17 protein-coding genes are annotated in these 19,691 nt (G+C 52.4%); 6 read left to right on the top strand and 11 right to left on the bottom strand.

Features of this window, described 5'->3' with window-relative positions; genetic code table 11:
- The first annotated feature begins 144 nt into the window (after positions 1-144).
- The 4 genes from CHH67_RS17870 (at position 145) to CHH67_RS17855 (ending at position 3,167) form a co-directional block, all read left to right on the top strand.
- On the top strand, positions 145-951 hold the full coding sequence (locus tag CHH67_RS17870) for an ABC transporter permease (protein ID WP_095266562.1): 807 nt from the start codon (positions 145-147) through the stop codon (positions 949-951).
- A gap of 242 nt (positions 952-1,193) precedes the next feature.
- On the top strand, positions 1,194-1,724 hold the full coding sequence (locus tag CHH67_RS17865; protein WP_141235859.1) for a hypothetical protein: 531 nt from the start codon (positions 1,194-1,196) through the stop codon (positions 1,722-1,724).
- A 7-nt stretch (positions 1,725-1,731) separates the two neighbouring features.
- Positions 1,732-2,463, top strand: a complete 732-nt coding sequence (locus CHH67_RS17860; RefSeq protein ID WP_095266560.1) for a hypothetical protein — start codon at positions 1,732-1,734, stop codon at positions 2,461-2,463.
- Between the two features lie 50 nt (positions 2,464-2,513).
- Entirely contained in the window at positions 2,514-3,167 is a 654-nt protein-coding gene (locus CHH67_RS17855; protein WP_095266559.1) for an ATP-binding cassette domain-containing protein, read from the top strand.
- Between the two features lie 164 nt (positions 3,168-3,331).
- On the opposite strand, the gene CHH67_RS17850 is transcribed toward CHH67_RS17855, so the two are convergent.
- From CHH67_RS17850 to CHH67_RS17815, 8 genes are all read right to left on the bottom strand, one after another.
- The gene (locus CHH67_RS17850; protein WP_095266558.1) at positions 3,332-4,189 is read right to left on the bottom strand and encodes an ATP-binding cassette domain-containing protein; all 858 of its coding nucleotides are present in this window, start codon (positions 4,187-4,189) and stop codon (positions 3,332-3,334) included.
- Positions 4,182-5,024: a hypothetical protein gene (locus CHH67_RS17845; RefSeq protein WP_095266557.1), complete on the bottom strand. Its 843-nt coding sequence runs from the start codon at positions 5,022-5,024 to the stop codon at positions 4,182-4,184. Before CHH67_RS17845 ends, CHH67_RS17850 begins: the two co-directional genes overlap by 8 nt.
- Entirely contained in the window at positions 5,005-5,694 is a 690-nt protein-coding gene (locus CHH67_RS17840) for an RNA polymerase sigma factor (RefSeq protein WP_095266556.1), read from the bottom strand. Before CHH67_RS17840 ends, CHH67_RS17845 begins: the two co-directional genes overlap by 20 nt.
- A 34-nt stretch (positions 5,695-5,728) precedes the next feature.
- Positions 5,729-7,939 (bottom strand): hypothetical protein, encoded by a 2,211-nt coding sequence (locus tag CHH67_RS17835; RefSeq protein ID WP_095266555.1) that lies wholly within the window; start codon positions 7,937-7,939, stop codon positions 5,729-5,731.
- Positions 7,932-8,804 carry an ABC transporter ATP-binding protein gene (locus CHH67_RS17830; protein WP_095266606.1) on the bottom strand — a complete coding sequence of 291 codons (873 nt, stop codon included), beginning with the start codon at positions 8,802-8,804 and terminating at the stop codon, positions 7,932-7,934. Before CHH67_RS17830 ends, CHH67_RS17835 begins: the two co-directional genes overlap by 8 nt.
- Before the next feature lie 344 nt (positions 8,805-9,148).
- Positions 9,149-10,927: an ABC transporter ATP-binding protein gene (locus CHH67_RS17825; protein ID WP_425320449.1), complete on the bottom strand. Its 1,779-nt coding sequence runs from the start codon at positions 10,925-10,927 to the stop codon at positions 9,149-9,151.
- A 42-nt stretch (positions 10,928-10,969) separates the two neighbouring features.
- The gene (locus tag CHH67_RS17820) at positions 10,970-11,878 is read right to left on the bottom strand and encodes an aldo/keto reductase (RefSeq protein WP_095266554.1); all 909 of its coding nucleotides are present in this window, start codon (positions 11,876-11,878) and stop codon (positions 10,970-10,972) included.
- 57 nt (positions 11,879-11,935) lie between these two features.
- The gene (locus CHH67_RS17815; RefSeq protein WP_095266553.1) at positions 11,936-12,736 is read right to left on the bottom strand and encodes a sulfite exporter TauE/SafE family protein; all 801 of its coding nucleotides are present in this window, start codon (positions 12,734-12,736) and stop codon (positions 11,936-11,938) included.
- Between the two features lie 120 nt (positions 12,737-12,856).
- On the opposite strand from CHH67_RS17815, the gene CHH67_RS17810 reads away from it, so the two are divergent.
- Both CHH67_RS17810 and ymzB read left to right on the top strand, forming a co-directional pair.
- Positions 12,857-13,039 carry a hypothetical protein gene (locus CHH67_RS17810; protein ID WP_095266552.1) on the top strand — a complete coding sequence of 61 codons (183 nt, stop codon included), beginning with the start codon at positions 12,857-12,859 and terminating at the stop codon, positions 13,037-13,039.
- A 245-nt stretch (positions 13,040-13,284) separates the two neighbouring features.
- Entirely contained in the window at positions 13,285-13,641 is a 357-nt protein-coding gene (ymzB, locus tag CHH67_RS17805; RefSeq protein WP_095266551.1) for a protein YmzB, read from the top strand.
- A gap of 123 nt (positions 13,642-13,764) precedes the next feature.
- Here ymzB and CHH67_RS17800 read toward each other — a convergent pair whose 3' ends face one another.
- The 3 genes from CHH67_RS17800 to CHH67_RS17790 all read right to left on the bottom strand — a co-directional run bounded on the left by CHH67_RS17800 (position 13,765) and on the right by CHH67_RS17790 (position 19,507).
- On the bottom strand, positions 13,765-15,960 hold the full coding sequence (locus tag CHH67_RS17800) for an alpha-galactosidase (RefSeq protein WP_095266550.1): 2,196 nt from the start codon (positions 15,958-15,960) through the stop codon (positions 13,765-13,767).
- Between the two features lie 91 nt (positions 15,961-16,051).
- Entirely contained in the window at positions 16,052-18,079 is a 2,028-nt protein-coding gene (locus CHH67_RS17795; protein WP_095266549.1) for a beta-galactosidase, read from the bottom strand.
- A 75-nt stretch (positions 18,080-18,154) separates the two neighbouring features.
- A complete protein-coding gene (locus CHH67_RS17790) occupies positions 18,155-19,507 on the bottom strand; it encodes a GH1 family beta-glucosidase (protein ID WP_095266548.1) in 1,353 nt (450 codons plus the stop codon).
- Between the last annotated feature and the right edge of the window lie 184 nt (positions 19,508-19,691).

The following is a 19,691-nucleotide window of genomic DNA, read 5'->3' as shown; positions in this document are numbered from 1 at the left end:
TAACATTATAAGGAAAAAAGATCTTTTTTTTATACTTTCCCTATGATATTCTAATAAAGATGTCTGGCCAAAATAACAACATTCTACAATTTCAAAAATGTCGTTGATCGTTTATTTTTTGTGTTTGGGAAGGTGATTGAACACATGCTGAAGGAAATACTTCAAGAAATAAGGAGTAAATTATCTCCAAAATTCTTCTTGTCCTGGCTTTCTCTAACTGCTGTCCTCATCTCTTTTGCAGTCTATCGAAGCCGAAGTTATGAGTTAAGAGATTCTTTAGATTTCTTCACATTTACAATAGGCAGTATACTCCCCATCCTATTTCCAATTGTATCGGTACTCGTACTTACCATTTCATTCGCTGCCGATATTCATCACCGCTTCTTAACCTACACGCGGATGCGGAGGCCGATTATTGAAACGTTGAATATTAATTTCTGGGCTAATCTGGTACTAACATTCATATTCTTTTTTTGTTTGATTATCTCGCTCTTTATTTTTGCCTATTACATTGAGCCTCTGCTGGGTATTGCAAATTTCAATCCCGCAGGCTATGGATTAACAACTGATAATATTGCGGAGGATACCTACATGCGTCATACGTTTACGCAGTTCCTCAGATACGGGACGTTGACGTATGGAATTGTATATGCGTTGTGGGTCGGTTTGAATGCTGGGCTGTTTGCTGCAATCGGCTTTGTTCTGGTATTGCTCCTCCGGAATCGATATTTGGCCTTGAGTCTGCCCTTTGTCATCTACGTGGTTGGGATTTTCACACTAAGTGCGCTGGGGGCGGAGATCTACCGGCCTAGTTATACCATTTTTCCATTTGATCGGATTCAAAGTCCGATCTGGACAGCGCTTATACCATTTACTATTCTTTCGGTTATTGTTGCTGGATCGCTCATCTATATAAAACGAAATATAACTAAGCTAGGAAATCTGACATGAAGATTGTAATAAAATTCCTTGATCAGCTCTTCAATTGGAAATGGGCAATTCTATTTGTTCTCATCTTCATATTCAGCTTACGCACCCGGAATCTACTTATAGAGTATGCTGCTTTCATCAACTCGAACTTAAATCTGTGGGATATATGGATCGGCGTTTCCGGCGACCCGATACTACTTCTTTATTTGATGGTTCCTGTATGGTTCCTATCCTCCTGCTTGTCTATCAAGGAGGCGTGGAACATGAATCTATTAGCGCGTGTTGGCAGCTGGCAGAGATGGGTGTGGTATTCCGTGAAGATGTTTAGCCCGATAGTTGCCGTTGCACTCTTTCTATTAGGAGTAGTTTCACTGTTGTTGTCCATAACGCTGCCTTATGAGCCCGGTTGGAGTACGTTTGCTGAGGCTCCAATTACAACGTTCAATCAAATGAGCGCCCTTTCATATGAGTCCGGGATAACTCCCAACGCAGCCGTGCTATTACAGTTTATTTTACTTTATCTTTTTGCTATAACTGCGCATGCTTTCTTATCCGCGCTGTATCTCTTGTATAACCATATGGGTTTTATAAGTACGGTCTATTTTTCAATTTATTTGTACATGCTGGTTACTTTTCGTTTTTTCCAAAGTGATCCGAGGTGGATTTTATATAATTATATGACTTTTCCCTCAAGTTACGGAACGTACGGTGCGATATTCCCAGCATTCATCGTTCTTTTGGGATTCTTGGCTCTAAGTGTCTATATTCTGCCTTTGTGGAAAAAACGGCGGTGAACGAAGGATGACAAAAACACATTATTTTTATATCGGATATGGACTGCTGTGTCTGCTCGGGATTACATCCCCGCTTCTTAACCCGTGGGAAGGAGCCACTACCGTCTGGGATCGGCTGTATTTGAAGTTCTACGGCGTATCTCCTTACGGAGGATTCTCGTTATTGTCTTTCCTGTTCTATAGCATCATATATACGGGATTCCTATATCAGTTTCAGCTGTTTTTAACAGATTACTTATCTGGACGATTTTACTATACAGCTATTCGGTATCAGTCACTCGCCCGGTGGTTCATTCATTTAGGATGGCAGATGAGCTATAAAGCCGCATGTTTCCTTGTCGTATTAGCAACAGTAACCGTGTTGATAGGCCTGGCGCTCGGTGACTCGCCTGAGCTAACAGTGAGCGTACTGTCCAACCTAACAGTAATCCAGTTGTTGATTCAATTTTTGCTTAACGGCTGGCTGCAGTTGATGAATGGTCTAATGATTGTCTTCATAACTGCGTGGGTATTTAAGGAACCGTCTTACAATCTGATTGCGATGGGGTTGCTTACCATTGCTGCTTTGCCAGTGCTGAATGCAGGTGGATGGCTTCCTGCGGGTCTGAATAGTACAGCATACCTTAGCGGACAGTGGGAGGATCTCATCCTCATTACGATGAAACTGGTCGTGTATCTGTTGATCCAGCTGGTGGTTATTGCTGTGTTATTCAAAAGGAAGAACATCGCCTTTTACTAAATTCCGAACGGAATGCAATGACCTAATGTTAGAGATGGGAGGATGACAAGATGAAACTCATTGAAGTCGTCAATGTAAGCAAGTCATTCAAGGGAATACAAATATTTAACCAGGCTAATGCCGTATTTGAGCAAGGGAACATCTATGGGATTCTCGGACCCAATGGTTCCGGTAAGTCGGTATTATTCAAATTAATATGCGGATTTATAAAACCGGATCAAGGCGACATCATTATACACCCAAGCTATCGTAGCAGAAGAGCCGATTTCCCACAAAACTTCGGCATTATTATTGATCGCCCCGGCTACGCCGCAGGTCTGACTGGCTTTGAAAATTTGAAACGATGGGCCGAGATTCGTAACCAGATTAAGGACGAGGATATCAAGCGCACTATGCGTGTCGTTGGATTGGATCCTGATGCCCGCCAGAAGATGAAAAGCTATTCTCTCGGAATGAAACAGAAAATTGCCTTTGCTCAAGCTATTATGGAAAATCAACAAGTACTTATCTTGGATGAGCCCTTTAATGCAATGGATGTGGATAGTGTAAAGGTGCTTCGGGAACTGCTTATAAAGTACAAACAGGAAGGCAGAACCATTATTTTAACCAGCCACAATGAAGAAGATATCGAGTTATTATGTGATCAGGTTTATCAGATTCGCAGCCACAAGCTAGTGCCGGTTAATACAATGGCGAAAGTGTAATTGTAAAAAGAGTAGATATCGTACTCTCAGGATTTAACTGCCCCTCCTAAGTGGACAGTAATAAAAAAGATAAAATTAAGCAACCTAAGTCGGTATACAACGGGGACTTAGGTTGTTTAATTTTTCTTGCTATAAATCTTCAATTTTGACCAGGGGCCCCTAGCTTACCCCCGACGAGCCAACGCATCCATATGAAGAAAAAAGGTATCTTCCAGCGTCGGTTCCATCTCCTTGAACCCCGGCAGGGGCGGCTGCATCCCCATCATCCGGACCCGCATCGTATGTTCCTTCATTCGAAAATGAATGAGCTTCTCCTGCGGAATGTTCTCAAACTGATCCAGCAGAACCTCCCCTTCCCATACACGGGAAGACACGCCCAGCTTCCAGTTCTCCGGCGATCCGTTATACCGGATGCGCCCGCGGTGAATCCAGATGATATGATCCGCCGCATCCTCCCACTCATTCAGCTCGTGGGCGGCCACAACGACCATTCGCGTTCTCGCATACTGCGTGAGATACGTGATCAGAAATTTGCGTTCCTCCGCATCCATCCCGTTGAGCGGTTCATCCAGGAACAGGAACAGCGGCGAGGCCAGCAGCGCCTGCACCACAGCGATCCGGCGCTGCACACCCTGGGACAGATGCTTGATTTTACTGCGCTTAAACGGCTCCAGCCGAAACTCATGCATCAGACGGTCAATCGCATCCGAGTGATATACCCCCTTCAGCTCCGCCATATATTTCAGCAGCCGGACCACCTTCATCTCCCCGTACAGCTCAATCTCTGCCGGTACATACCCGATCTGACTGCATATCAAGGGCAGATGATCCGACGCCTCCCGGCCGCTGTACAGAATCTGCCCCCGATCCGGCGCCTGCAGCGTGGTCAATAATTCAATCAATGTCGTTTTGCCTGCCCCGTTCGCTCCCACGATCAGGTTCAAGCCCCTCGTCAGCCTTGCCTGCTCGATTTCCAGCCGGTACGTGCCGGCCTGGCGCTCTATCCCGCTAAGTTCAATCATGCTGCGCTCTCCAGGTGCTCTTTAGCTTGCGGCTGCGGCCATATGAGGATATGACCAATCCCAAGCCGATTAGCAGCATCGAGAAATCCGCCGCCATCTTTTTATTCGTCGTAATACCGTAATCGAGCAGTGAAGTCTGAAGCACAATCCACAATGCATACACAAGCAGGGCGGAAATGAGCGAAGCGATCATGCCTTTGCGGAACAGCATATACATGGCTACCCCGCCGGTCACCAGCAGCACGCCCATCCATTCCATCGTGAACGGCCCGAAATTAAAATACGAGGACTCCACCCGGAGCGCACGGATCTCCAATATGAGCGAGCTGACAAAAGCCATCCCTACCACGATGCCCGTCACCAGAAGCAGGCGGGTGTAAAGTACAAGCGCCGGCGGATACGGCGTGATCGTCTCAATCGCTCTCATTCCTTTATCCCATGTGCGGCTGCTAAACAGCATCGACACAATGAGCAGCAATGGCGTGATCAGCGGGAAGATCCCCCCGGGCAACCCGCCTAAATCATCGAGAGGGTACTCCGGATTGATCAACAGCACCAACATGAAAAATACCGCTCCGCCTGCCAGCAATATCGAACGTTGATTCAGACGAAGCTGGCTGCGCAAAATCTGCTTCAGCGACGGCGGCTCCACCTGCGGATTAAAGTCCAGCTTGGGCGACTGCGGCTCGATCTTCAACAGATCGAACTCGCCTTGCAGCGCAGCAATCAACTGCTGCGTCTCCCCCTCAGAAGGCGGCGGAAGAAGCGCCCTTCTCAGCGGGCCGCGCATCTCGGCTTCCAGACTTCTCAATTCGTTATCGGTTGGACGATCCATGGACGAACACCTCTCTTTCTGTAGCTTTCTGTTTCTGGTCGGTTTCTTGGCCAGGCCCTGAACCACGATCACTGCTTTGTTCAAGAGCAGGCGGACTTCCGCCCGTCCTGTGATTACCTGACACCAGGTCAGGCGCGGATGACATAGTTTTTTTCAGCTTCCTCAATCCGTTGTACAGATGGGTCTTTACCGTGCTCAGCGGCAGCTGGACCATATCCGCAATCTCCTGCAGCTTCAGCTCGTGAAAGAATCGCAGGGAGATGATCTCCTGCTGCACTTCCGGCAGTGTCTCCAAGTATTGAGCAATCTCTCTCGACGTCTCCCGCCTCTCCATCAGTTCTTCTGCTCCGGGCGAGGGATCGGTTGTCTCGGGCAACTCTTCTCCTGCAAGCCCCTCCGTCCGGTAAGCCGCACTCTTCCAATAATCCTTGCACATATTCAGCGCAACGCGGTACAACCAAGGGCGGACATGCTCCAAAGCGCCATGCTGCCTCAGATGGCGGATCAGGCGGATAAAGGTTTCCTGAACAATATCCTGCGCCTTCTGCCGATCCGCAAGCTGTCTGGACGTATAGCTGAGCAGCGGTCCATGGTATCTTGTTACCAGCATCTCGAAAGCCTCCTGGTCACCGGCTGCCATTCGTTCTGACAACTGCTGATCGGAAATCATGTGCTCCCCACCCTTCTATTTGTGCAGATGCCGTTCATGCTCCATCCTCTACAACGAGCTCCCATTGACGCAGCCACTCGCTGTACGGAATGATCGGCTGCTCCGGCCCCGAATAACCATTCAGATAACCGTTCAGGTCCGATAACAGCTCTTCCTGCTCGTAGAAATATACCAATAAACGTTTTACTTGATCGCCGCGGCCTTCATCAACCGCCTTCGATACCATCTTGAGTATCTCCAACCCGACCTGGTTGGGGTGGTATTCCTCATCACTATAGAACAGCTCATCCAGTAGCACCGTCGTCCCGAAATAGCCCCTCTTCAAATCCTCATCGGTTAAGCCTTCCACTTCCCGGTAGTACATGTACCAGAACAAGCTTCTTATTTTGAGGATGACATCCCCCTCAGGCCAATCAGGGTAATACAGAAGCCGATCACCGAACAGCCAGTTGCTCATCCAGTCTGCCGGGAGGTGGCTTTTTGCATAAGACATGTAATCTCTGGGGGATAGAATCATTTGATTGACAACGGAATAATTAGTATAGGCAATCGGGTTATGATCCACTAACACGATCGTGTCGATATCGTATCTCAACTCTGGAATCCAGCTGGAAAAATAATCATACTTCTGCTTGAACATCTTCAGATAAGGCCGGGCATCATTGTATCTATACGGTGTTGTAACTAAAGTAACCGGCAAATCGTCGATCTTCATCTCCATCCAGTCGGCGCCAGCTAACAAGTAAACACCATTTCTCGTATTCCCCGAATACGTCTGGAGCCCCGGCTGTCTGCTCATTTCCTTCAGCCCCGTATACACCGGGACAGAATAGCCTTGCAGTGTCAATTCCACTTGGCTGTCCGGATATAACAATCCAGCTGTTGTGTACACAGCACCGAAGTTAACGTCATTCGGGCCATAGGCAATATAGATTGGCTGGTGTCCGGGCAACGGATACCAGGCGGCATAGTTTGGCAGATTCACTTCCGTTCCCTGACTGAACATCGACCGTGATGGCGAAAGGACCGGATTATATAGAAACTTACCGCTGTACCTGATCTCAATCGATAGATCTCCTTGAACACCGGCAGGCAGAGCTAACGAAATATGCTCCCCCGTTCTTCTGAAGAAAGCCTCCTTGCCCTGAACCCGGACTTCCTGGATTTCAAGATTTCGGTTTAACGTCAACGGAACATAACGGCTTCCCTCCCAAGCCTCCGCAGGCACGGTCAACGTCACCTTCGCATTCAGCGTATCATCGGACAGCCGCCTGAGCTCGATATCATACGAAGGGATGGAGAAGAACCCGACCGCCTCAGGGTTTCTGTTATCCCAGATCACCTCATCCGTGGTTGGGACATCCACACCAAGCGTATATCGCTCCCGCTCCGCATAGCGATCCTGCCACATAGCCCCATAGGGAACGAAGGCTACCACAGCCAGTACCCCGCAGACGATGACGACCAGCCAGCTTCGCCGAACGTTCATCGTCGGACGCAGACGGTTCAGGATCAGGATGACAACCGACAGCAACAGTAGGGTGAATGCCAGAACAAACATTCTCGACAGCAGCATCTCCGGCCGCAGCAGATCATATCCCCAGTTTTCGAATTCCAGGAGCCTTCCCTCTATGAAAAATTGACTGAGGTGGAAGGTCTGTAAAAACCATAGCCCCGAACTGCTAATCAGAAAAATATCCATAAACAGTGTGCCAAACATCCACGCACAAAAACCGATCAAATACACGACGCGATTCGGTATCGATACACCAAGCAGCATCGCCAGTGCCAGCGTTACCAGATAGGACACCTCATATTGAACGGCAAAGTCCATCGTTCTATCATAAGCGATATGCCCCGGAATACCGGAACCGACCGAGATGACATAAAAGATGACAGCCGTACTCAACGTGAAGAATGATAAATACAGCATGCCGACAGCATATTTGGCAGACAGCTGCAGCTCATAAGAGAGCGGGAGGCTCCGGTACCATTCGAAGGCTGGCCGCCTTACATCCCTCCGTATTAATAAAATTCCGACAAGCATCGCCACACCAAGAGACAGCATATGACCAATGCTATGATAAATAATTGTCAACCTGTATATCGTGTTGATTTCGTCGGTCATGCCGGCTTTCAACGTAATCAAATAGATGACGCCATATACGATCGGCAGCGCGGCAAACAGCGGATTTCCTAGGAGCAGCCTGAACTCCAGCAGGCAATGTCTCAGCCATCTATGCATAGGCAGCCCCCCGCAGCAAAGCCAGATATCCTTCCTCCAGGGACGGATCAGGAACCGGAACCGCATCCGGAAGCGGCCGCTCCGGGGCAATCATGCGGCAGAGCATGCCTTCGGCTGTCGCTTTGGAGGAGATGATCAACCTCGGATCGGCCTGCGCGAACATCCGCTGGTCCAGCACCGCTTCCCAGATTAGCCCTGCACCCCGCTGCTGCAGCTCTTCCAGACTGCCCGTCATCACAAGCCTCCCCTTGTCCATAACCGCGATTCGCCGGCAGTTGCTCTCGATATCAGCCACGATATGGGTAGACAGCAGCACCGTCCGGTTTATGCTGAACCGGGTCAGCATGTTGCGAAAGCGCACCCGTTCCTGCGGATCGAGCCCCGCCGTCGGCTCATCCACGATCAGAATTTCCGGACCACCGAGCAGTGCCTGGGCGATGCCGATCCGCTGCTTCATGCCGCTGGAATAAGTCCGCACCTTCTTGTCCGCCTTATCCTGCATATTCACCAGGTCCAGCAGCTCCGATATTTCCTTCCGGCGACGGCTGGCATCCTTCATCCCTTTCATCGTCGCCACGTAATCGAGGAAGTCCCTGCCGGTCACCTGGGGATAAATCCGGAACTGCTGCGGCAAATAGCCGATCATACTCCGTATTTCCTCGGAACGACTCAGCGGAATGCCGTTGACGGACACCTGTCCCGAGGTCGGCTCCTGAAGCGTGGCCAGAATTCGCATTAGCGTGGTCTTGCCAGCTCCGTTCGGGCCTAGCAGCCCGGTCATCCCTTTATTCAGTTGTAATGAAATATCCAGCAATGCCCATACACCTTTGCGGTACGTTTTGGACAAATGTTCAATCGTGATCATGCTACTCCCTTTCAGCCTTCCATATAAACGATGCCTCTCATCGGCTCTCTTCATGGTAACGATCCACCCTAATAAAAAGTTTTTCCTGTGAAAAAGACTCCTAACAGAAATCCGTGCTGACTCCCGCAATGTATGCCGCTCTCGGGGAATGAGGGGGACCCATCGCAAAGGCCAGGTTATGAACAGCGCCCGTCATCCGGCAACGGGATGCGGGCGCAGCGGTATATATAACCAAGGATGATGCCATCCTGGAGTGAGATGGAGCAATCCTTCTATGACATGACTTTTCATGCCATGAAGCATTCAGTGAATCAATCATTCATGTTCTCACCTAATTCATCCCATTACCGAACCGCCTCAGACCCGAACTGGGCGCGGTGCAGTCTTGCGTAAGCGCCGTTCTTCTGAAGCAGCTCCTCATGCTTGCCTTCCTCTGCGATGCCTTCGTCCGTAACGACCAGAATTCGGTCCGCCCCGCGGATGGTTGCCAGCCGATGGGCAATGACCAGTGTCGTCCGATTGACAGCCAGCTCCTCCAGCGACTGCTGGATGATCGCTTCCGTCTCCGTATCGAGGGCAGACGTGGCTTCATCGAGAATGAGTATCGGCGGATTTTTGAGGAACATGCGGGCAATTGCCAGCCGCTGCCGCTGCCCTCCGGACAGCTTCAATCCGCGTTCACCGATCACGGTATCCAGCCCTTCGGGCAGAGACTCAATCAGCTGTTCCAGATGTGCGCGCCTAACGGCATCCATGATGTCCGCCTCCGACGCGCCGAGCCGGCCGTATTCAATATTTTCCCTGATCGTCCCGCCAAAGAGGAACACGTCCTGCTGCACGACCCCGATATGCGACCGCAGCGATTGCTGGGTCATATCCCGAATATCCAGCCCGTCAATCGTAATCGCCCCGCCCTGGATATCGTAGAAACGAGGAATTAGGCTGCAAATCGTCGATTTCCCGGCTCCCGAAGGGCCGACAAGCGCAATCGTCTCCCCGGCCTTCACCCGGAGATTCAAATTTCTCAAGACCGGACGCTCGGGTTCATAGCCGAAGGTGACATGATGAAACTCAATATTCCCTTGCAGGCCCGAAACTGCTCGGGCCCCTTCGCGATCCCGGATTTCAGGCTCACGGTCCAGCAGATCGCAGAAGCGTTTAAAGCCTGCCATCCCTTTCGGATAGCTTTCCATCAGCGCATTGATTTTATCAATGGGTTTCAGAAAAATATTCACATACAGCAGAAAAGCAACCAGCTCCCCGTACGAGAGCGTGCCTTGAAACGCAAACCAGGCCCCGCTGATCAGGACGATCAGCGAAATGAGCCGGGTCAGCATGTACATGCCCGACACACTGAAGGACATGGCCAGGTACGATTTCAGCTTCGCATAACGGAAGGCTGCGTTATTCTTACGGAAACGCTCGATTTCGAACTCCTCGTTAGCAAACGACTTCACCACGCGAATTCCGGAAATCGTGTCCTCCACTCTGGCATTCAGATCGGCGATGTTGGAGAACATCTCGCTGTTGGCCTTATGCAGCTTTTTATTGAAAATGACGATCAGCCATACGATAAACGGCACCACCGTAAAGGTGATAAGCGCCAGCTCCCAGTTGACGGTCCACATAATGCCGAAGGCGCCCACAAATGTCATCATTGCAATAAAGAAATCCTCCGGCCCGTGGTGAGCCAGCTCCCCGATATCAAACAGATCGTTGGTCATCCGAGACATGACATGCCCGGTCTTCGTGTTGTCAAAATAGCGAAAGGATTGGCGCTGCACATGGTTGAACGCCTTCTGGCGCATATCTGTTTCAATGTTAATGCCGAGCTTGTGGCCGAAGTAGCTGACCACAAAGTTCAGCCCCATGCAGACGAGGTATAGGGCCAGCAGCCCGGCGCCAGCTGCGGCAATCGTGCCCCACTCCCGCGACGGCAGCAGTGAATCAACGACCCACTGCACGGCCAGCGGGAAAGCCAGCTCCAGCACGCCGGCAACGACCGCACAGGTAAAGTCGAGCGTGAACAGCTTTTTATGCGGCCTGTAAAATTCGACAAACCGGCGGAGCAATCCGCTCCGTTGTTTGTTCTTCGCAGCAGAATTCAACGTTGTTTCCCCCATAACTCCTGCCCTGCTTTCTTGTTAATGTTGTGCGTGGTTTATTTAGCGGTGCAGCTCGTACTTGTTGGCCCGAGTGATCGCCTGAATGCGCTGAATGACCTGCGGGGACAACGGCTCACGCTTGCCTGCCTCCAGATTATGTGCCAGCTGCCCCGCCGAGCTTGCGCCTGGAATCGTGCAGGCTACCGCTGCCTGAGCCAGCGCGTAGCGAATGCCCAGGTGAGTCAGATCCACGTCAGCATCCAGCTGTTTAAGCTGGTCCAGGATCCGAAGCAGCTCGTCCCGATCATAGCCGAGATAACCCTTCTCCGCCTTGCTCTCTCCTTTTCCAGACAAAATGCCTTGAGCTACCGGCCCCCGGGCGATAGCGGAGATACCACTCTGCTCCAGCAGATCCAGTACCTCTTCCTCCGGCCGGCGGTCCAGCGGACTATACTGTGTCATAACACTGACGATGTTCGAACGTTTCACGAATTCCCGGATCACATTCGGCCGAATGGAAGAAATGCCATACTCGCGAATCCATCCCTCGCGCTTCAGATCCTCGAACGCGCCAATCGTTTCATCGATCGGATCATCGATCGTTCCGCCGTGAAGCTGGTACAGGTCGATATAGTCCGTACGCAGGCGGCGCAGGCTCTCTTTAACCGCCGTTTTGATGTAGTCCGGCGACGGGTCCCACACCCAGCCCTCCTGCCCCGGAATCCGGCGATTGCCCACCTTGGTGGCCAGAATGATGTCCTCGCGGCGGCGCCCTTCCAGCGCCTTGCCTACGATCTCTTCATTGCGTCCGGCATCATACAGATCCGCGGTGTCCAGCAGGTTCACGCCCTGATCCAGCGCTTCATGTATCAAGCGAATTGCGGGAGCCTCCTCTGTGCCAAGCGACATGCAGCCAAGTCCAATCTCCGATACGATCAGTCCCGAAGTACCCAGTCGATTTTTCTTCATCTCATATCCCTCCTGATAATGATTAGACGATAAAATGAATAGCTTTGCCTTCTTACCCTATATTTCCCCCAGAATGTCCACCCATATTTTGAAGGCGGTAGCTGCAATCAGAACTGCCAGTGCAAACCGCAATACGCGCACATTCAGCCTCCGGCTCACCAGGATGCCAACCGGCGCCCCGAGCAGGCTCCCGACAACCGCGAATACGGTCGGCCAGAGGGGAATATCGCCGCCTGCAAGCTTGCCGATGACGCCGCCGACCGCTGACAGAAATACGATCGCCAGCGAGGAGGCAATCGTGATCCGGGTCGGAATCCGCAGCATGGATAGCATGACCGGGATGAGAATGAACGCCCCGCCGGCACCGACGATACCGGCTATGCCTCCGATGACAAAGGCGATCCCCGCTGCGAGATACGCATTGTATTCCACCTCGTTCACCCGCCGCGACTCCAGAGAAGCCCGCATCGGAACAATCATTAGCGCTGCCGCAACGACAGCAAGGAAGCCATATATGATATTGATGAGGCTGCTGCTCATCATCATCGATGCATAGCTGCCGATCAGGCTGCCGGCCAAAGTGGCAGATCCCATATGGAACACCAGTTTAGTGTGGACCAGCGATTCCCGCTGTCTGGCACGGATCCGGTTCGTCAACATCCCTGTGAGCGAGGCGAAGAACACCTGCACCATGCTGATGGAAGCTACCTCCTTCGGGGTGAAGGGCAGGTAACCGAACCATTCCGGGACATATAATAATAAGGGAAAGTTGATAATGGCCCCGCCGATCCCGAGAAGGCCGGAGAAAAAAGAGCCCACAAAGCCGATTAGGATCATTACTACCTGCTGCAGTATCAAGATGATCGATCTCCGTTCATACAATATCATTCACGCGTGCTTATCCATATTGATTGTAGCTCGTACATTGTTTATAATAAAATCCAAGTATTTAGATCGGAAAAGAAAGAGGTGTAGCGAATGTTATTTGGCAAACTGAAACAGTGGATGTCCGACCGGTGTCCGGAATGTGAACAGAAGCTGATATCCCGTCATGATGACATGGCGCTGATCAAGCATTGCCCGGATCATCACTACACCGAAGAAACCTATACTCAGCTTGGCGTCACCATTGTATATCGCCCCGACCAGGAACAAGACTGATCCTGCCTATAGATCGTGCAATAACCGGACAGAACTGAACAATCCCTTCCATCATACCATACATTTCCTTCGCCCCCCCCCCCCGGGCCCTCATGTACATTCATCCGTTTCACCGTGCTCTCTGTCTGCAGCGCTCACGGATAAGCTACCGGATCACCCGACATGAAATAAGGACAAGAACAGCGGGGTAAGCTAGGGAAGAGCCACAGAGCCACATATGAACATGAAGGAAGGGATCAGAGAGGATGAATCCATCACTGGAAGCCGTAACGGAATGGCTGAACGCGAACAGCAATCAAATCCTTCATATATCCAAGGTGGAGGAACAGGACCGGGACCAGGTGAATCTGCATCTCAAGCGGGCCGAGCTACAGCGCCGGCAAGTCCCCTCCATCGACGGTTATGCCGACATGGACACCCTTCTGCTGGAGGGAGATGGCATTGTCATTACTGACGGACAGGAAGCCCCGCTCCCGGACAAGCGCTTTACGATTGCACTGGACGGATTGTCCGAAACGAAGGTAAACGACGGACAGGTCACCTTGGTCACAGAGCGGGGAACCTACGCCATTACCGTTCCTTCACCACAGCATCTTCACTGAGGGACGGCGGACATCAAGCGATCGGCATTACCCCGAACCCCACACGGCACAGCAAAGACGGCGCCCGGATCACTCCGCTGCGCCGTCTTTAATGTTGCTATATACCCAGCATTCCAAGGCCGATCAGGACGATACCCGTTTGAACCGCCATACAAAGCTCTGGAAATCACCCCGCATCGGCGGGATGACCATTCCTGCATGCATCAGCCGATCTCCGCCATACACAGCACCGTCTTCGAGGCATTCATAGTCGGCCTCCGGGTCAAGACCTCTCGTCCGCAAGCGCACAATCGGCTCATTCGCTTCCCCTAAGATGCGGAAATAATACAGCACCGCTTCGGACCGATCCTCGGATACGACCGTCCACGCCGCTTCGTTCCCCTCAAACGGGCTGCGGAGACGATAATAATCCCCGAATTGAACCAGATGACGGATGTCCTTGTACAGCTTCACCTGTGCCCGAACCTCTTCCTTCTCTTCCTCGGTAAATGCCGTCAAGTCCAGCTCGTAGCCAAAATTGCCCGACATCGCCGCATGTCCCCTGACACGAAGTGAAGTGTTCCGGTGCACCTGGTGATTCGGCACCGCCGACACATGCGCCCCCATCGTGCTGAGCGGGTACACCAGACTGGTTCCGTATTGGATCTTCAGACGGCTGATCGCGTCCGAATTGTCGCTTGTCCATGTCTGAGGCATGTAATACAGCATCCCAGGGTCATAACGACCGCCTCCGCCGGAGCAGCTCTCGAACAGGATGTGCGGGAACTCGGTCGTTAATTGCTCCAGCACCCGATACAGCCCCAGCATGTAACGATGCGCAGTCTCCCGCTGCCGTTCCGGCGGCAGCGCAGCCGAGCCAATCTCCGTCATGTTCCGGTTCATGTCCCATTTCACATAAGTGATCGGTGCGCTCTGCAATATGCTGCGAATCATGCCGGCCACCGCCTCGCACACTTCCTCGCGCGAGAAATCCAGAATAAGCTGCTGCCGGCCCTCCGTTCTTCGCCGGTCAGGCACATGCAGACACCAGTCCGGATGCTGCCGGTACAGCTCGCTCTCTGGCGATATCATCTCCGGCTCAAACCAGAGGCCGAATTGCATATCAAGCGCCCGCACCCGTTCTGCCAAATCTTCAAGTCCTTCCGGAAGCTTGTTCCGGTCCACCACCCAGTCACCCAGCGAGGTAGTATCATCATTTCGCTTGCCGAACCAGCCGTCGTCGAGCACGAACAGCTCGATGCCAAGCTCGCGGCCTTCCCTAGCGATGTGCTCGATTTTGTCCGCTGTGAAATCGAAGTAGGTCGCTTCCCAGTTGTTCACCAGCACCGGACGAACGGCATCCCGGAACTGACCGCGGCACAGGCGGGTGCGGTACAGCTTGTGATAGCGTCTGGACATTCCGCCGAGCCCCTCTGCCGAGAACACCATAACCGCTTCCGGTGTCTGAAACGACTCGCCCGGCTCCAGCAGCCAGGAGAAGTCAAATGGATTAATGCCGAGATTCAGGCGTGCTGTCGCGTACTGATCGACCTCAACCTGTGCCGAGAAGCTGCCGCTATATACCAGGCTGAACCCGTATACTTCACCATGCTCTTCACCAGCATCCTCGGACAGCAGTGCCAGAAACGGGTTATGGATATGACTGCTCGAACCGCGGCGGCTTTCAATTCCCTGCATGCCGGGAGAGAGCTTCCTCCGTTCCACATGACGCTCGCGGGCCCAAGCCCCATGCAGATGCAGCAGGTCATACCGGCTATGGCTAAAGTCGACGCTTGCGCTCATCGCCCGTAAAATGGTCATGCTCTCCTCGCCCTCATTCCGGAAGGAAACGGAACGCGCAATCGCATCATAATCAGGCAGCACGGTATAAGTCAGTACGATCGTCAAGCCGCTGATCCGGTCACGAAGCTCCAGCTCAAGCGTATCGGCCTCCGCGTCCTGCTCCACATACACCGCAGGCAGCCCTTCCAGCTTCGGCTTGCCGCTGTAGATTCGATGACCGGTATATTCCACCTCAACGACGGTAGTGCCATTCGTAAGCTGCACCTCGTATGCCGGCTGGCGAAAATCGCCTGTCCCGTAACCCGGATACTCCTGCGGCAAGCTATCAAACGAGAATGACAAGTCATCCCGAAACGGGGTCGGAGAGAACGATGCTCTCCCCCTGCGCTCCAGCATGCCCGCAATATGCCGGTCGCGAATCTTCTTTCCCCAATAGACATGAGCCGGGTATGCGCCGCGCACCAGCTCGATGCAATAGCTCGATTCGCGGCTCTGAAGATGAAAGATGCCCTGCTCCTTATGATAGTGTATGCTCACTTGTCGTCCCCCTACGGTTGACCGTCCGGCGCTATGACAGAGGCCGGACGGATGTGTGCCTGATCCGCCATATGTACAAATCGCTAGCGATCTAAGCCCGCTCCAGAATCATCACGCCTCGCGCCGGAATCGTTGCTTGACCGGAAATCGTCTTGCCCGTCAGCAGATCACGCTGACGGGAAGCTCCCGCATCAAACGTCATCTCCTCGGCATTGTGGTTCATCACAAACAGATACGAGGTTCCGTTCTTCACCCGCTCGGCGACCTCAACGCCATCCGGCGTGTTCAGCAGCGGCTTCACGCCCTGCTCCTCGCACAGATTGGCGATCAAGCCTTGCAGGAAATCGGCATCCGGACTGCTGGCTACATAATACGACTGCCCGTTCCCGAACTTGTTTCGGGTCAGTACCGGCGTGCCCTTATAATAATCCGCGCCATACTCGGCGAGCACCTCGGCGGTCTCCGCATGGATCACATCACACAGAATGCCGCAGGAGTAGCTGCCGTGCAGTCCTCCCCAGTCCTGCCTTAATACGATCTCATTCTGATGTCCCGGCAGAAGCGCATCAATCTCTTCCGCCCAAATTCCCATCACGTTGCGAAGCTCACCCGGGTAGCCGCCCAAGGTAACCAGATCGTTCTCGTTCACGATGCCGCTGAAGAAGGTCGTAACAAAGGTTCCGCCCTGTGCCACAAACTGCTCGACCCGCTCGGCAAAGCCGGGCTTCACCATGTACATGACCGGCGCGATGACAACCTTGTATTTGCTGAGGTCCTCCTCCACGCTGATCATGTCCGTCTGGATGTTCTGCTTGTACAGCGCATCATAGTATTTATGCACTTCATTCACGTAATTCAGGGCGATGGATGGCCCGCTCGACAGCTCGAGAGCCCAGCGATTCTCCCAATCGTACATGACGGCCACCTTGGCTTCGGAACGGGCATCCAGAATGGTATCGCCAAGCTGCTGCAGCTCCTTGCCAAGCTCTGCGCACTCCCGGAACACTCGCGTATGCTCATGACCGACATGCTCAATGACCGCGCCGTGATATTTCTCGCAGGCTCCGACAGAACGTCTCAGCTGGAAGAACATCACCGTATCGGCTCCGTGCGCAACCGCCTGATAGCTCCACAATCTCATCACGCCCGGACGTTTCGCCGAGTTGTACGGCTGCCAGTTCTGAACCCCCGGCGTCTGCTCCATCAGCATGAACGGCTGGCCGCTCTTGAGGCCCCGCATCAGGTTATGAGCCATCGCCGTGAAGCTGAACGGGGTGTCCATCGACGGGTAGTTGTCCCAGGATACAACATCCATTTCTTTCGCCCACTTGAAGTAATCCAGCTCTGGATAAAAGCCCATCAAATTCGTAGTCACCGGAATGTCCGGCGTCCACCGTTTCAATTCATCGCGCTCCATCTTGAAGCATTCCAGCAGGCTGTCCGATTGGAACCGGCGATAGTCCAGCGAGATGCCCTGGAAGTTCGTGCGGTTGCCGCTCCACTCTTCGCTGAGTGCGTTCGGCGCCACAATTTCGTCCCAATCGTAGAACGTATGGCTCCAGAAGGAAGTGTTCCACGCCTTGTTCAGCGCCTCCAGGGTGCCGTAGCGCTCCTTGAGCCATACGCGGAACTGCTTCTCACAGTTATCGCAGTAACAATAGCCGCCGTATTCATTCGACACATGCCACATCACAATTTGCGGATGATCCTTGTAACGTTCGGCCAGCTTTCCGGCTAGGATCTTGGCATACTTGCGGTAGGTCGGGCTGTTCGGGCAAGAATTGTGACGTCCGCCGAATTTGCGTTTGCGCCCTTCATAGTCCACACGCAGAACATCCGGATATTTCTTGGCCATCCATGCCGGATGTGCTCCAGTGCTTGTTGCAAGACAGAGATAGATATTTTCCTTGGTCAACCGCTCGATAATGTCGTCAAGCCAGGTGAAATCATAGCTCACTTCGTCCCGCTGGATTTTCGCCCATGAGAACACGTTGACGGTCGCCACGTCGATCCCGGCCAGATTGAACATCCGCATATCTTCTTCCATCGTCGCCTTGTCCCACTGCTCCGGGTTGTAGTCGCCGCCGTACCAAATTTTCGGGAATTTCTCGTTGATCATGAATGCGCCTCCTTATCTCTTAGAAAAACTGCTCCGAAGATAACCACGGAGCAGATGAATCACAATGTTCAGCTGTTACAGATCAAGCCAGCCTCTTGAGATGACGCCTTTGTACCAGTAGAAGCTGTCTTTCGGGGTGCGGACCAGCGTGTCATAATCGACATGCACCAGACCGAAGCGCATGCCGTACCCTTCCGCCCACTCAAAGTTGTCCATCAAGGACCATTCCATATATCCCTTCAGATTGATTCCATCCTCAATCGCGCGGCTCGCCTGAATCAGGTGCATCGCCAAGTAATCAATCCGGCGCTGATCATGAATGCGCCCGTCCAGGGAAAGACCGTCATTATAGCAAGCCCCGTTCTCCGTAATATACAGCGTCGGATTGCCGTATTTGTCCGCCGTATAGCGGAGCAAATCGTACAGCCCCTCGGCATAGATTTCCCAGCCGATATCCGTCTTCGGAGCGCCCATGGAGATCGCTTCGCTGGAAAGCATGCCGCCCGCTTCTCCAGGATTGTAACGATTCATGGAAGAGGTATAGTAGTTGATGCCGATGAAATCAATCGGCTGGTGAATCAGCTCCATATCGCCGTCCACAACCGGCGGCTTGTAACCCAGATTCTCGTACCAATCCAGCATGAATTTCGGATATTCCCCGAAATAGATCGGGTCCAGATACCAGTCGCCAGACCAGCCGTTCACGCGCAGGCAAGCCTCCATATCCTCCTTGGTGCGTCGGTAAGGAACGGCCCAAGAAGTGTTCGGTGCGATCCCGATCTCGCCTGAGATGCCCAGCTCGCGGAAGAGCGTTACAGCACGTCCATGCGCAACCAGCAGATGATGGCTTACGTCGATAGCCAGCTGCAAATCTTTATTTCCCGGAGCATGCACGCCCAGATAGTTGGACAGGAACGCCATGCACCAAGGCTCATTAAAGGTTATCCAGTGCTTGATTTTTCCACCGAGTTCCTTGAACATCAATTCGGCGTACTCAGCAAATGCATCGATGGTGATGCGGCTGCCCCATCCGCCCTGATCTTGAAGCGCTTGCGGAAGATCCCAGTGGTACAGGGTGCAGAAGGGCTCAATTCCGTTAGCCAACAGCTCGTCCACGAGCCGATGATAATAATCCAGTCCGGCACGATTCACCTCTCCGGTCCCCTGCGGAAGAACGCGCGGCCACGAGATCGAGAAGCGGTACACCTTCACGCCCAGATCCTTCAATAGCTGCACATCTTCCTCTACCCGGTGATAACTGTCGCATGCGACGTTTCCGTTATCGCCATTCTTCACTTTGCCCGGCGTGTGAGCGAATGTGTCCCAGATGGACATCCCCCGTCCATCTTCATTATAAGCGCCTTCAATCTGATACGCGGCCGTGGCCACTCCCCACTTAAAATCAGAAGGAAACATATGAATACTCATAAATTTATCCGACTCCTTTCAAGCTTACTAGCCCAGTATATATCATTATGGTAACGCTCGGAAGAGGCCTTTCGCAAAGTATTAAATCACAGCCAGGACAATGGATGAAACGCTTTCCCTCACGTTGGATCTCATACCGAATTTATACTAAATGATAGGAAAAGCACGCCGCCCCGAACGTTGA

Source organism: Paenibacillus campinasensis (genome assembly GCF_002272015.1).
GTDB lineage: Bacteria > Bacillota > Bacilli > Paenibacillales > Paenibacillaceae > Paenibacillus_AQ > Paenibacillus_AQ campinasensis.
This window is presented reverse-complemented; position numbering and strand designations above follow the sequence as displayed.